This window comes from Enterobacter sp. R4-368 (genome assembly GCF_000410515.1).
GTDB lineage: Bacteria > Pseudomonadota > Gammaproteobacteria > Enterobacterales > Enterobacteriaceae > Kosakonia.
In genome coordinates this window covers 1627504-1642283 of record NC_021500.1, presented here as the reverse complement: position 1 = coordinate 1642283, position 14780 = coordinate 1627504, and the positions used below count along the sequence as shown (strand labels likewise).

Annotated in this window: 10 protein-coding genes; 6 read left to right on the top strand and 4 right to left on the bottom strand. The window is 56.0% G+C overall.

The genetic code is table 11. The features are described 5' to 3' along the window. The 5 genes from fdx (at position 1) to H650_RS07605 (ending at position 4863) form a co-directional block, all read left to right on the top strand. Positions 1-336, top strand: a complete 336-nt coding sequence (gene fdx / locus H650_RS07625) for an ISC system 2Fe-2S type ferredoxin (protein WP_017459006.1) — start codon at positions 1-3, stop codon at positions 334-336. 1 nt (position 337) lies between these two features. Then, on the top strand, positions 338-538 hold the full coding sequence (gene iscX, locus H650_RS07620; RefSeq protein ID WP_007370809.1) for a Fe-S cluster assembly protein IscX: 201 nt from the start codon (positions 338-340) through the stop codon (positions 536-538). A gap of 60 nt (positions 539-598) precedes the next feature. Continuing rightward, on the top strand, positions 599-1885 hold the full coding sequence (gene pepB, locus H650_RS07615) for an aminopeptidase PepB (RefSeq protein ID WP_020454724.1): 1287 nt from the start codon (positions 599-601) through the stop codon (positions 1883-1885). Between the two features lie 45 nt (positions 1886-1930). After that, positions 1931-2707 (top strand): enhanced serine sensitivity protein SseB, encoded by a 777-nt coding sequence (gene sseB / locus H650_RS07610; RefSeq protein ID WP_020454723.1) that lies wholly within the window; start codon positions 1931-1933, stop codon positions 2705-2707. Positions 2708-2871: 164 nt separating this feature from the next. Continuing rightward, positions 2872-4863: a M48 family metallopeptidase gene (locus H650_RS07605; protein WP_020454722.1), complete on the top strand. Its 1992-nt coding sequence runs from the start codon at positions 2872-2874 to the stop codon at positions 4861-4863. A gap of 39 nt (positions 4864-4902) precedes the next feature. Here the strand turns inward: H650_RS07605 and H650_RS07600 are convergent, their stop codons facing one another. The 4 genes from H650_RS07600 to H650_RS07585 form a co-directional block, all read right to left on the bottom strand. Beyond that, positions 4903-5673, bottom strand: a complete 771-nt coding sequence (locus H650_RS07600) for a MurR/RpiR family transcriptional regulator (RefSeq protein ID WP_020454721.1) — start codon at positions 5671-5673, stop codon at positions 4903-4905. Next, positions 5674-6516 carry a 3-mercaptopyruvate sulfurtransferase gene (gene sseA / locus H650_RS07595; RefSeq protein WP_020454720.1) on the bottom strand — a complete coding sequence of 281 codons (843 nt, stop codon included), beginning with the start codon at positions 6514-6516 and terminating at the stop codon, positions 5674-5676. A gap of 97 nt (positions 6517-6613) precedes the next feature. Beyond that, positions 6614-7975 (bottom strand): 6-phospho-alpha-glucosidase, encoded by a 1362-nt coding sequence (locus H650_RS07590; protein ID WP_020454719.1) that lies wholly within the window; start codon positions 7973-7975, stop codon positions 6614-6616. 12 nt (positions 7976-7987) lie between these two features. Beyond that, the gene (locus H650_RS07585) at positions 7988-9532 is read right to left on the bottom strand and encodes a PTS transporter subunit EIIC (protein WP_020454718.1); all 1545 of its coding nucleotides are present in this window, start codon (positions 9530-9532) and stop codon (positions 7988-7990) included. Positions 9533-9814: 282 nt separating this feature from the next. Here H650_RS07585 and H650_RS07580 point away from each other — a divergent pair, with 282 nt between their 5' ends. Continuing rightward, positions 9815-14779, top strand: a complete 4965-nt coding sequence (locus tag H650_RS07580; protein ID WP_020454717.1) for an alpha-2-macroglobulin family protein — start codon at positions 9815-9817, stop codon at positions 14777-14779. Position 14780 lies beyond the last annotated feature (1 nt).

Genomic DNA, 14780 nt, shown 5'->3' with positions numbered 1-14780 from the left:
ATGCCTAAAATTGTTTTTCTGCCTCATCAGGATCTCTGTCCGGATGGCGCAGTTCTGGAAGCTAAGAGCGGTGAAACCATTCTTGATGTCGCCCTGCGCGGCGGGATTGAGATTGAGCATGCCTGCGAAAAATCCTGCGCCTGCACCACTTGCCACTGTGTGGTACGTGAAGGTTTTGACTCGTTGCCGGAAAGCAGCGAAGAGGAAGACGACATGCTGGATAAAGCGTGGGGTCTGGAGCCGGAAAGCCGCTTAGGCTGCCAGGCGCGTGTTACCGATGAAGATCTGGTGGTTGAAATTCCGCGTTACACCATCAACCACGCGCGGGAGCACTAATATGGGGCTGAAATGGACCGATAGCCGCGAAATCGGCGAGGCGCTGTACGACAGCCGCCCGGACGTAGATCCGAAAACCGTGCGCTTCACCGATATGCACCAGTGGATCTGCGAGCTGGAAGAGTTTGACGATGATCCGAATGCATCGAATGAAAAAATTCTCGAAGCGATTCTGCTAGTCTGGTTAGACGAAGCATCGTAATCATCAAACGGGCTGCCTTCGGGCGGCCCGTTTTCATGAACAGCCATAAGGATAAAAATAATGACAGAAGCTATGAAAATTACGCTGACAACGCAAAGCGCCGACGCGCGCTGGGGTGAAAAAGCCACTTACAGCATCAATAACGACGGCATCGCACTGCATCTGACCGGGAAAGATGACTTAGGCCTGATCCAACGCGCCGCGCGTAAAATCGACGGCATGGGCATCAAGCATGTTGCTCTGAGCGGTGAAGGCTGGGACGCGGATCGCAGCTGGGCGTTCTGGGCCGGTTATAAAGGGCCAAAAGGCACGCGCAAAGTCGAATGGGCGCAGCTTAACGACGCAGAGCAAAAAGAGCTGGATAGTCGCCTACTGGTGATCGACTGGGTGCGCGACACCATCAACGCCCCGGCGGAAGAGTTAGGGCCGGAGCAACTGGCGCAGCGCGCGGTCGATCTGCTGCACAAAGTCGGTGGCGATAACGTCTCGTATCGCATCACCAAAGGGGAAGATCTGCGCGAGCAGAATTATCTCGGTCTGCATACGGTTGGCCGTGGTTCCGAGCGCCCGCCGGTACTGCTGGCGCTGGACTTCAACCCGACCGGTAACCCGGACGCGCCGGTTTATGCCGCGCTGGTGGGCAAAGGCATAACCTTCGATTCCGGCGGTTACAGCATTAAGCCGACTTCCTCAATGGATTCCATGAAATCCGATATGGGCGGCGCGGCGCTGGTGACCGGTGCGCTGGCGTTTGCCATCCATCGCGGGCTGGATAAACGCATCAAACTGTACCTGTGCTGTGCCGATAACCTGATTAGTGGCAACGCCTTCAAACTGGGCGATATCATCCGTTATCGTAACGGTAAAACCGTCGAAATCATGAATACCGATGCGGAAGGGCGTCTGGTGCTGGCCGATGGCCTGATCGACGCTTCTGCGCAGAAACCAGAGCTGATTATTGATGCGGCAACGCTGACCGGTGCGGCGAAAACCGCGCTGGGCAATGATTATCACGCGCTTTTCAGCTTTGACGATGCGCTTGCCGGACGTTTGCTCAGCAGTGCCAGCGCGGAAAACGAGCCGTTCTGGCGCTTGCCGCTGGCCGAATTCCATCGCAATCAACTGCCCTCTAATTTCGCAGAGCTGAACAACACCGCGGGTGGTTCATTCCCGGCAGGGGCGAGCACGGCGGCCGGTTTCCTGTCGCATTTTGTTGAAAACTACCAGCAGGGCTGGCTGCACATCGACTGCTCAGCTACCTATCGTAAAGCGGCGGTTGAGCAGTGGGCCGCAGGGGCAACCGGCCTTGGCGTGCGTACCCTGGCGAATCTGTTAACCGCGAAGTAATCTTTTTCCTCTCCCGCAAGGGAGAGGAAACTCTCTGGAACCACTATGTCAGAAAGCAAAAACGAATTAGAAACCCTGCTGGAACAGGCCGCGACTGAGCCTGCGTATCGTCCGGCATTTTTCCGCACGCTGCTGGAATCCACGGTTTGGGTGCCTGGCACGGCGGCGGAGGGCGAAGCTATTGTTGAAGACAGCGCGCTTGATTTACAGCACTGGGAAAAAGATGACGGCACCTCCGTGATCCCGTTCTTTACCTCGCTCGAAGCCCTGCAACAGGCGGTGGAAGAGGAGCGGGCGTTTGTGGTGATGCCTGCGCGCACACTGTTTGAAATGACGCTCGGCGAGACGCTGTTTCTCAATGCCAAGTTACCGACCGGCAAAGAGTTCACCCCGCGAGAAATCAGCCACCTGGTGGGCGAAGAGGGCAGCCCTCTAAGCCAGCAGGAAGTGCTGGAGGGCGGCACGGCGCTGCTGCTTTCCGACGTGGCTGAACCGCCCGCACAAATGGTGGATTCGCTGACCACGCTGTTTAAAAGCATCAAAACCGTGAAGCGCGCGTTTCTCTGCTCAATCAAAGAGAAAGCTGATGAGCAGCCCAATCTGCTGATTGGAATCGAAGCCGATGGCGATATTGAAGAGATTATTCACGCCGCGGGCAGTGTGGCGACCGATACGCTGCCCGGTGATGAGCCGGTAGATATTTGCCAGGTCGTTGAAGGTGAAAAAGGAATTAGCCATTTTATGATGGCGCATATTACCCCTTTCTACGAACGACGCTGGGGAAGTTTCCTGCGTGACTTTAAGCAAAATCGCATTATTTAATTATCGGGCGGTATGTTATGTACCGCCTTCTATTATTTAAAAAAGTGAATTATTAGCCTTTCATTAATAACGTCGTACGGCTTTCGCTGTAAATTCCATAAATTATGTATTAATCCCATACCTGTGATACGGTTCGTTTTTACGTTTCTTTACGGTTACTTTTTATGGACAAAAAAAGCCTGCTGTACTGCTTCGGCGTACCGTTAATTCTTTTCTTCTACGCCTGCTGGCAGAATATCCGTATTAACGAAGTGGATGTTTATCAGGTCACGCAATATGGTTTTGTCGGTCACAGCGTATTTGCCGATATGTCGCGCCAGATCCTCGCCAAAGCCGGTATGTTGTTTTCCCTGTTGGGCTTGATTGCCAGTACCAGCGCGGTAATTCTCTGTATTTTAAGCGTACGGAAAGCCCGTATATCTGCGGAAAAGCTCATTGCTGCGTTTACCCTTTGTCGCAAGTTACTGCCATTTATTATGGTTGGCGTAATGGCGTCGATTGGTTTCGCGCTGGTCTGCGTACTGTTATATGAAGTGTGCTGGATCTACACGCTCGGCAGGGCGAGCGCCTTTAATATCAAACTGGTGATATTTGTTTTGCTGATCATTGGTTCGCTGGTATTTATGGTGCTGAAAAGCCTGTTCTTACTAAAACGCTGCTTTGCGCTGTTTGAGCCACAAGATATGCAGGTTCATGGTGCAGCTGTTTCTGAAGCCGACGCGCCGGAACTGTGGCGCTGGGTCAGAGAATTAGCCCAGCGCGGGCAGGCTATTGTGCCGGATAATATTGTTGTCGGTTTATTTGAGGGTTTTTACGTCACCGCAAGCCCGGTGCAAATTGAAAATGACGCGCGGTTAACCGGCAACACGCTCTATTTCCCGCTCAGCTACGCCGCGTTTATGAATAAAGACGAAGTGGCTGCCGTGATTGGTCATGAGTTGGGACATTTTACCGGTAATGACACCGTCTACACCCTGCATTTTGCCGGGCTGTATGCCGGTATGGAAAACAGTCTCGACTACTTTTATCGCGATGTGGCGAGCAGCGGCTGGCTTGAGCGGCTGGCGCTCAACCCGACTATTCATCTCGGCCTCTGGTTTTACCGTCAGTTCCATGAAACGGTCAATGGCTGGAGCCGCGTACGCGAACTGGCGGCGGACGCTGCGGGCGCGCGTACCAGCTCGCCGCAGGCGCTGGCGGCCTCGCTCCTGCGTTTCTCTGCGCTCAATGAACGCTTTAACGCGCCGATGGAGCTGTTCTTTAATCGCAAACTTGAGACGCACGATCTGGTGCACAGCTTGTTTGCTTCGCTGCGTGAGGGCGGACGTTTTGATGTTGCCGCCTCGCTTGAGCAGGAACTGGCGCACCCAACAGACAGCCACCCGCCGACGCGCGTGCGTATCGAGCAACTGAATGTGCCGCTGGATGAAACGCTGCTGGCCAGGGCGTCGCGCCCGGCGGATGAGGCAGATTACCAGTGGATGCGCAGTTTATTCCGTGATGCTTCGGCTTTATCAGCCGCGTTAACCGCTGGCATGGCGAGCAATGTGGAAGCACATCATGACGCTTATCAGGCCGAATTAGAGAATCTGGCAGCACACTCCACGGAAAGCGTCGTTGTCTCGCTGCGTAAGAAAAATTTCTGGCTGTTCCTGGTGCTGGCGGTGCTCTGTGTTGCCGGTGCCGGTTTAGTCCTCACGCTGAGCATCCAGTGGAACGCCACCGCCAATCCCTCAATGGAGAAGATAATTTTTGGGCTGGCCGTTGGTGGGCTGATCTTTGGACTGGGAAGCTGGACGATGTATACGCGCGTGCGCCAGCCGCTGTTCACACTGACGGCACAAGGCATCGAAAGCTATCAGCTCAGCGCGCCGCTATTGCTGGCGGAGATTGAAAACATTGATATTCGTAGCGTTAATGACTGGGTATTTATCGATCTCTACTGGCGGGAGGGTTATCAGCCACCTACCTGCACCGTGGGGCGTTTGTTCCGCAATTTTGTTGTTGATCCGAAGAAGCGCAAAGTGGTGATAAGTCTGCCCGGCGGGGTGTTGAAAGGCGCACAGCGGGAAAAAATGCCGATTGAGGAGCTGTATGTCGCGCTTCATGAATACATTCAGGCGGCCTGGGCGCGGCGTGAACTGAGCCATTCGTAATTTGCGCATTTGCTGATGCTTGCCGCGCTGCGGCAAGCGTTATTGCGTCGCTTCCAGCAGCAACAGATCCATCAGCAGCACCAGATTTGACTCGAACGAGGTGATCCCGGCGGCTTCAGCGGCAAAATGCACCGCTTCGTCGTACAGCGCGAAATGGATATCCGCCATCTCCGCCAGCGGGTTTACCGACGCGCGGGTAAATGCCACCACCGTCATACCGACCGTGCGCGCAATACGCGCTTTATCCAGCACTTGTTCCGTTTCACCGCTGCGGGAGACGGCAATAAACACCTGGTAGCGCGCCGCGTTACTGAGAAAGATATTCCGGCTGTCGCCCGGCCCGGAAATAAACGCCGTCTTGCCCAGCACCTGTAATTTCTTGGTCAGATACTCAGCAAACAGATAGGAAAACCCGGCACCATACAGAAAAAAGCTCTCCTGCTCATGCAGCAGGGCGGCAAAATGCTGCCGTTTTTCCGCGCTCACCCACTGAAACGTGCGCTGATAATTCGCCATAAACTGCGCGAAAGCGGCGGGTAGCTCGGCGGGTTCACTGTGTGGCCCGGTAATGTGCGGCGTGTCTGCCAGCCGCTGTTTGCAGTGCCAGATAAACTCGCTATAGCCACTGAAACCGAGCTTCTGGCACAGGCGAATAATGGTGGCGGTGGAGACAAATGTCGCCTGCGCCAGTTCGCGTACCGTGATGTTCCCCACCAGCAACGGGTGTTCCGTCAGATGCGCAAGAACACGATATTCCGCGCGGGTCAGCGACTCCCCGCGCGTCAGCAGTGGTGCCAGTCGGTTGTCCATTTACGCCGTTTCGATGGGTAAATCGTCGCGCGCGCCCCATTCACTCCAGGAGCCGTCATACAGCGTCACGTTACTTGCACCAAGCGTTTCCAGTGCAAGGATCACCACCGATGCCGTCACGCCGGAGCCGCAGCTGGCGATGATAGGTTTGTCCAGATCCACACCCTGGCGGCGGAAAATCGCCGCCAGCTCATCGGTGGTTTTCAGTTCACCTTCAACGACTAAATCGACCCACGGTACATTCAGCGCGCCGGGGATATGGCCGCGCTTCAGGCCCGCGCGCGGTTCATCCACTTCGCCATTAAAACGCGGAGCAGGGCGGGCATCGACAATTTGTGCCGTGCCTTCGTGGCTCGCCAGCAGCACGTCGGTCAGTTTTTTCACTACGTGAGGATCGAAATTGGCATTGAAGTCGGACTCCGGCAGCGGCACGTCGCCTTTTTGCAGCGGCAGGGCATCGCGCTGCCAGCCTGCCAGCCCACCGGCCAGAATCGAGACATTTTCCACGCCGTGATTACGTAACATCCACCAGGCGCGCGGGGCAGAGAAGAGATTGCCTTCGTCATACACCACCAGATGTTTATCCTGGCTGATGCCCAGTTCGCGCATCGCCACGGCGAACGCTTCCGGGCGCGTCAGCATATGCGGCAGCGGTGTGGTGTGATCGGAAAGGGCTTCGATATCAAAAAAGACCGCACCGGGAAGGTGCCCGGCGCGGTATTCCGCTCTCATGTCGCGATGCTCCTGACCCACTGGCGCCATCCGCGCATCAATCAGCTGGATTTCGGGATCATCGCTGTGCTCTATCAGCCAGTCGGCCGCGACAAAAAACGAGGTGGACATGGTTGTCTCCGTGTCATCAACAGTAACCTGAATTGTTAACGTTTTTTCATGACCCGACAAGCCGACTTCGCTAACGCCGCGAGCGACCTCGTTATTTTTATGCTGGTTTGCCGTTTTCCCATGCTTTTTGCAGCGCTGGCCAGTAGTCACGGTTGGCTTCAATCATCTCATCAAGAATCGCTTTCGCGTGCTGCATGGTCGGTACGGTGCGGTTGAGGGTAAATGCCTGTAGCGCTTTCTCGTAACTGCCTTCAATAGTGGCTTCTACCAGCAGTTGTTCCGACGCCAGTTGTTGCATCAACAAGGTCTGATGAAACAGCGGCACCGCGCCCATCCGCACTGGCTCCGGCCCTTCACTGGTGATATAAGCCGGGACTTCCACCATCGCATCGTAAGGCAGGTTAGCAATCGCCCCTTTGTTTTCCACAATCACCAGGTGACGCTGGCGCAGGTCAAAAGCCAGCGAACAAGCGACATCGACGATAAACGCGCCGTGTACGCCAACATGGAACGCATCCGGCAGAATGCCGGTGCGCTGATATTCCGCCGCGGCGGCAAACAGTTTTTTCTCGCGCCCGTCCATCACTTCATTGGCTCGGGTGTAATCAGCGTTTTGATGCGCAACGATGTCGTTTGGCATCAGGTAATACTGCAAATAGGGGTTCGGCAAAAATTCCGGGAAGTGATCCATAATCGGCTTGATGTTGCGCCAGGTTTTCACCCACGACGGATCCGAGTGTTGCGGATCGGTTTGCGCGGCATCTTCAGTTAACAGACCAAAACGGGCGACGTGCTCGCGCAGCTCCGGCAGCCGGTCTTCACCATCGACCCGCACTTTGGTAAACCAGCCAAAGTGATTCAGACCGAAGTAATCCACCTCCAGTTTGTGGCGATCAACGCCGAGGATCGCGCCCATATTGCGCATTGCCGCCACCGGCATATCACAAATATTCAGCACGCGCGCGTCGGGACGCAGACGGCGCACCCCTTCGGCGACAATCGCTGCCGGGTTCGAGTAGTTAACGATCCAGGCGCTTTTATCGGCGTAACGTTCCACCAGATCTATCAGTTCTACCATTGGCAAAATGGTACGCAGCCCGTAAGCCAGCCCGCCAGGCCCGCAGGTTTCCTGACCCACCACGCCGTGGCGCAGCGGGATCTTTTCATCCTGCTCGCGCATTTTGTACTGCCCGACGCGCATCTGCGCGAAGACAAAATGTGCGCCGCGAAACGCCGTTTCCGCATCACTGGTGACGGTAAATTTGATGCTCTGGCTGTGGTCACGGATCACTTTTTCCACCACCGGCGCGATGGTGTTTTGCCGGGTTTCATCGATATCGTAAAGGCGGATTTCCGCCAGCGGAAAATCTTCCAGTCTCACCATCAGGCTTTTGACAATGCCCGGGGTGTAGGTGCTGCCGCCACCAGCGATCGATAAAATAAACGGGGGTTTAATCATTTCTGGACTCCTTTAGAGAAACATCTCAACCGCTTCTCGCATTTTTTTGACATGCAGCCCGTAGACCACCTGAACGTTATTACCTTGTTTAATCACGCCTTTCGCGCCTGTCGCTTTTAGCTGCGGCTCATTAATTACCGCGGTGTCTTTCACCGTGACGCGCAGGCGGGTGTAGCAGTTATCCACCACTTCAATATTGGCGCGCCCGCCCAGCCCTTCGATAATCGCTTCGCCAACTGCGTCGTTATTGCCTTTTGCCTGGTAATCCTGCTTGCTGTAAAGGCGCGTCTCTTCGCTGTCATCCTCACGCCCTGGCGTTTTCATATCGAAGCGCAAAATCAGGAAGCGGAAGATAACGAAGTAGAGGGCGAACATGATGAGCCCGACGAGGATGTACATCGGCCAGTTGGATTTCACGGTGCCGAGCGGCAGGTTGTAGAGAATGAAATCGATAATGCCATTCGCGCCGATGGCGTGAACGCCAAACAGGGAAAACAGCATCATGCCAATGCCGGTCAGTACGGCGTGAACCACAAACAGTAGCGGCGCGACAAACAGGAACGAGAACTCAATCGGTTCGGTCACACCCACCAGCAACGAGGTGAGCGCGGCGGGGATCAAAATGGCTTTTGCTGCGGCTTTGCGTTCCGGTTTCGCGGTGATATACATCGCCAGCGCGGCGGCGGGCAGGCCGAACATTTTACTGATGCCGCGCGCATCCCACACCGCCGTGCTGCTCAATTGTGTGACGCTCGGGCAGGCCATTTCTGCGAAGTAGATATTGCGTGCGCCTTGGTAGGTGCTGCCGCACACATCTGCCGTACCACCTAACTCCGTGTACAGAAACGGTGTATAAACCAGGTGATGCAGCCCGGTCGGCACCAGAATGCGCTCCAGAAAACCGTACACCGCCACACCAAATGGCCCGGCACCTTTGATCGCCAGCGCCAGCGTGCTGATGCCGTGCTGGGCAAAGGGCCATAACTCACTCATCACCACGCCGAGCACGATGGATACCGGCAGCATAATAATGGCGACAAAACAGTGGCCGGAGTAAATCGCCATCGCGCCGGAAAACTGTACGCCGGAATATTTATCGTACAGATAGCCCGACAGCGCGCCGGTGAGTATGCCGGCGAAAACGCCCATCTCCAGCACCTGCACGCCCAGCACCATGCTTTGCCCGGCGGCTTTCATCTGCGCGGCCGGAGCCAGCGCCCCCTGCATCTGCAGAGTGACATTCATGGCGTTGATGAAAACAATAAACGTCACCAGACCAATTAACGCGGCATAGCCTTTATCCCGCGAAGCCAGCCCGACCGGGATGCCGACAGCAAACACCAGTGCCAGGTTAGCCAGCACGGAGACGGCGGATTTGGCAATGAGCTGGCCGACGTTTTGAATAAACGGATGACCAAGAAAAGGTAAATATTCGGCCAGGTTGCCGTTGCCAAAGATATTTCCGAAGGCAATAAACAAACCGACGATGGGCAAAATGAGCACCGGACCAAAGAGGGACTTACCAAAATTTTGTAGGGCATTCACGGCTCTGGACATAATGTTCTCTCTTATTAGAACCGCGCACAAAGGTGCACAGACCGCTTAACGTTAGCAGCCAGTGGTAAGGGATATCCAGCTATCTTATTGTTTTAAAAACAAATGACTCATAAGGTAACATGTTACATTACGGGCTGTGATCGGCTTAACAGCGAGGGTGAAGAACGTTAAGTGCGCTTTGCGAGGCGCTTTCCAGAATTCATCGGCGCTTTTGTAATTGTCACGGTTGCGCATAATAATGTGTGAGCCTCTTTCAACAGGTTACTTAACCAGGGATAACGAATGAAACCGCTACGTCTTGCGGCGCTGACTCTTGCGCTCGTCACCACCTTTACGCTCGCGGGCTGCGATGATAACGATAAGCCTAAGGCCGCCAGTGCACCCGAATCGAAGGCTGCGCCTGCGCCAGAGCAAAAAACACCGGCGGCGATCCCGCAGGATAAAGCAAAGCTTGCTGAGCTTGCCGCACGCAGCGAAGGCAAACCGTTAACGCTGCTGGATGCCTCAGAAGTGCAGCTTGACGGCGCAGCGACGTTGGTGCTGACCTTCTCGGTGCCGCTGGATCCAGACCAGAACTTTGCTTCCGCCGTGCATCTGGTGGATAAAAAAAGTGGCAAAGTGGATGGTGCCTGGGAGCTGGCGCCTAACCTGAAAGAGTTGCGCTTGCGCCATCTCGAACCGAACCGCGAGCTGCTGGTATCGGTCGATAAAGGGTTGCTGGCGCTTAACAAGGCTACGTTCGGTAGCGATTACGAAAAAACCATCACCACCCGCGATGTGCAACCGAGCGTCGGTTTCGCCAGCCGTGGTTCGCTGCTGCCAGGCAAAGTAGTGGACGGGCTGCCGGTGATGGCGCTGAACGTGGACAACGTTGACGTCAATTTTTACCGCGTGAAACCGGAATCGCTGGCCGCGTTTATCAGCCAGTGGGAGTACCGCAGTTCGTTGTCGAACTGGGAATCGGAAACGCTACTGAAAATGGCCGACCTGGTTTATACCGGCCGTTTTGATCTCAACCCAACCCGCAACACGCGTGAAAAACTGCTGTTGCCACTGGGCGGTATTCAGCCGTTACAGCAAACCGGCGTTTACATCGCGGTGATGAACCAGGCCGGACATTACAACTACAGCAATGCCGCCACCCTGTTCACCCTCAGTAACATTGGCCTTTCTGCGCACCGTTACCACAACCGGCTGGATATCTTCACCCAGGGGCTGGAAAACGGCGCTGCGCTCTCCGGCATTGAAGCGATGTTGCTGAACGAGAAAGGGCAAACCCTGGCGCAGGCCACCAGCGATAGCGATGGTCATGCCACGCTCAGCACCGATAAAGAAGCGGCGTTGATCCTCGCGCGCAAAGCGGGTGAAACCACGCTGCTGGATCTGAAATTACCGGCGCTGGATCTCGCCGAGTTTGCCATCGCAGGCGATCCTGGCTACAGCAAACAGTTCTTTATGTTTGGCCCGCGCGATCTCTACCGCCCGGGTGAAACGGTGATCCTTAATGGCCTGTTGCGCGACAGCGACGGCAAGCCGCTGGCAGAGCAGCCGGTAAAACTTGAGGTGGTAAAACCGGACGGGCAGGTGATCCGCACGGTGGTCAGCCAGCCGCAAAACGGGCTGTACCAGTTTACTTACCCGCTGGAAGCCAGCGCGCAAACCGGTATGTGGCATATCCGTGCGAACACCGGGGATAACCTTTCCCGTGAGTGGGGTTTTCACGTTGAAGATTTCATGCCAGAGCGCATGGCGTTGAACATTACGCCGCAGCCAGAGCCTGTTGAGCCCGCCGCAGATGTGGTGTTTAACATTGATGGTCACTATCTGTATGGCGCGCCGGCCAGCGGGAACAGTCTGCAAGGCCAGCTGTTCCTGCGCCCGCTGCGCGAAGCCGTTCCGGCACTGCCGGGCTTCCAGTTTGGCGATATTGCCGAAGAGAATCTAAGCCGCAGCCTGGACGAAGTGCATCTGACGCTGGATAAACAAGGGCAGGGCGAAATCACCACGCCGAGCCAGTGGCAGGATTCGCACTCACCGTTGCAGGTGATTTTACAAGCCAGCCTGCTGGAGTCTGGCGGTCGCCCGGTGACACGCCGCGCAGAACAGGCTATCTGGCCCGCACAAGCGCTGCCGGGCATTCGTCCACAGTTTGCCTCCAAAGCCGTATATGACTATCGCACTGACACCACCGTGAACCAGCCGATAGTTGATGAGGGCAGCAATGCCGCTTTTGACATCGTCTATAGCGATGCCAGTGGCGCGAAAAAAGCGGTCAGCGATTTGCAGGTGCGCTTGATTCGTGAACGCCGCGACTACTTCTGGAACTGGTCGGAAAGCGAAGGCTGGCAATCACAATTCGACCAGAAAGATCTGGTCGAGGGCGAACAAAGCCTGACGCTCAAGGCAGATGAAACCGGAAAAGTCAGTTTCCCGGTGGACTGGGGATCCTATCGTCTGGAAGTGAAAGGGCCGGATGATACCATCAGTAGCGTGCGCTTCTGGGCCGGTTACAGCTGGCAGGACAACACCGATGGCGCCGGTGCGGCAAGGCCGGATCGGGTGACGATGAAACTGGATAAACCGGCCTACAAACCGGGCGATACCATCAAATTGCACGTCACCGCGCCTGCCGCAGGCAAGGGCTATGCAATGATCGAATCCAGTGAAGGTCCGCTGTGGTGGAAAGAGATCGATGTGCCGGCAGAGGGCGTTGATCTGAGTATTCCTGTCGATCAGAAGTGGCAGCGCCACGATCTCTATATCAGCACGCTGGTGGTGCGCCCTGGCGACAAATCGAAATCCGCCACGCCAAAACGCGCGGTAGGTTTACTGCATCTGCCGATGGGCGATGAGAACCGTCGCCTTGACGTGACGCTCAGTGCGCCACAAAAAATGCGTCCTAATCAACCGCTGACGGTGAAAGTCAAAGCGGCGGTGAAAAACGGCGCCACGCCAAAACAGGTTAACGTGCTGCTTTCTGCTGTGGACAGCGGTGTGCTGAACATTACCGATTATGTGACGCCGGATCCGTGGCAGGGCTTTTTCGGCCAGAAACGCTACGGTGCGGATATTTACGATATTTATGGTCAGGTGATTGAAGGGCAGGGACGTCTGGCGGCGCTGCGCTTTGGCGGCGATGGCGACGAGCTTAACCGTGGCGGCAAACCGCCGGTCAACCATGTCACCATTATTGCTCAGCAGGCACAGCCGGTAACGCTTGATGAAAATGGTGAAGGGACGGTGAGCTTGCCTATTGGCGATTTCAACGGCGAGCTGCGCGTAATGGCTCAAGCCTGGACGGCGGAAGACTTTGGTAGTACCGAAAGCAAAGTGATTGTGGCCGCGCCAGTGATTGCCGATCTCAATACCCCCCGCTTCCTTGGCAGTGGCGATACTTCTCGCCTGACGCTGGATCTGACTAACCTGACTGATCAACCGCAAACGCTCACTGTCGCGCTGACGGCGAGCGGCCTGCTGGGACTGGAAAGTGGCCAACCGGAGCCGGTTAAGCTCTCTGCCGGCGAGCGCACCACGCTGTTTATTCCGGTGCGTGCGCTGGAGGGATTTGGCGATGGCGAGATTAGTGCGCAAATCAGTGGCCTGACCCTACCGGGTGAAACGTTCGCACCGCAGCAAAAGCAGTGGAAAATCGGTGTGCGTCCCCCGTTTGCGGCACAGACTGTCAATAGCGGTGTGATGCTCAATCCGGGTGAGAGCTGGCATACGCCTGGGCAGCATCTTGCCAATATTTCACCAGTGACCTTGCAAGGTCGCTTACTGCTTAGCGGCAAGCCGCCGCTGAATCTGGCGCGCTATATTGAAGAGCTGCGTGCTTATCCGTACGGCTGTCTTGAACAGACCACCAGCGGGTTGTTCCCGTCGCTTTATACCAATGCCGCGCAGTTGAAAGCGCTGGGTATCAAAGGCGACAGCGATGAGCAGCGCCGCGCGGCGGTGGATTTGGGTATCTCCCGCCTGCTGCAGATGCAGCGCGAAGATGGCGGTTTCGCGTTGTGGGACAAGAGCGGGCCGGAAGAGTACTGGTTGACGGCCTACGTCACCGACTTCCTGGTAAGCGCGTCTGCGCAAGGGTACAGCGTGCCTATGGATGCGCTGAATAACGCCAATAACCGCTTACTGCGCTATTTGCAGGATCCGGCGGCTATGTCCATTCGCTATAGCGATGACGTTCCGGCAACCAAGTTCGCGGTACAAAGCTATGCCGGTCTGGTGCTGGCGCGCCAGCAGAAAGCACCGTTAGGCGCACTGCGTGAAATCTGGCAACGTCATGAGCAGGCTAAAGCGGCGCTGCCGCTGATGCAGCTGGGTGTGGCGCTAAAACTGATGGGCGATGCGCAGCGCAGCGAACAAGCGTTAGCGTTGGGGCTGAAAACGTCTCGCCTGCAGTCCGGGCTCTGGCTGGCGGATTACGGCAGCGAACTGCGTGATAACGCATTGATCCTGGCGCTGCTGGAAGAGAACAACCTGCTGCCACAGGAGCAGCCGCGTCTGCTGGCGACGCTCGCTGAGCAGGCTTACGGTCAGCGCTGGTTGTCGACACAGGAGAGCAATGCGCTATTTATGGCCGGGCGTAACCTGCAAAGCGCCACTGGCGCGTGGCAGGCACAAACTTCTCTGGATGCCGCGGGGCTCAGTGGCGATCGTCCGCAAAGCCGTAATCTCAGTGCCGATCAACTGGGGGCATTGCAGGTTACCAATAGCGGCAGCACACCGCTATGGTTGCGTCTCGACAGTACCGGTTATCCGGAGCAGGCACCCGCGCCGTCCGGGAAGGTATTAAAAATTGAGCGTACGTTCCTCGGAACCGATGGCCGCAGTAAATCACTTTCGTCACTGAAAAGCGGTGAACTGGTGCTGGTGCGCCTCGACGTGAACGCCAGCCAGAACGTACCGGATGCGCTGGTGGTTGATTTACTGCCCGCCGGGCTGGAACTGGAAAACCAGAACCTCGCCGATAGCAGCGCCAGTCTGCAAGATAGCGGCAGTGAAGTGCAGGATCTGCTTAATCGCATGCAACAAGTGGATATCCAGCATATGGAGTTTCGTGATGACCGATTTGTTGCAGCGGTACCGGTAAACGCAGGAGAGTGGGTCACGCTGGTTTACCTGGCGCGCGCGGTCACGCCAGGCACTTATCAGGTTCCCGCTCCGCAGGTGGAGTCAATGTATGTTCCGCAGTGGCGGGCAACCGGTGCGACCAGTGGTCCGCTGATTATCGTACCGTAAC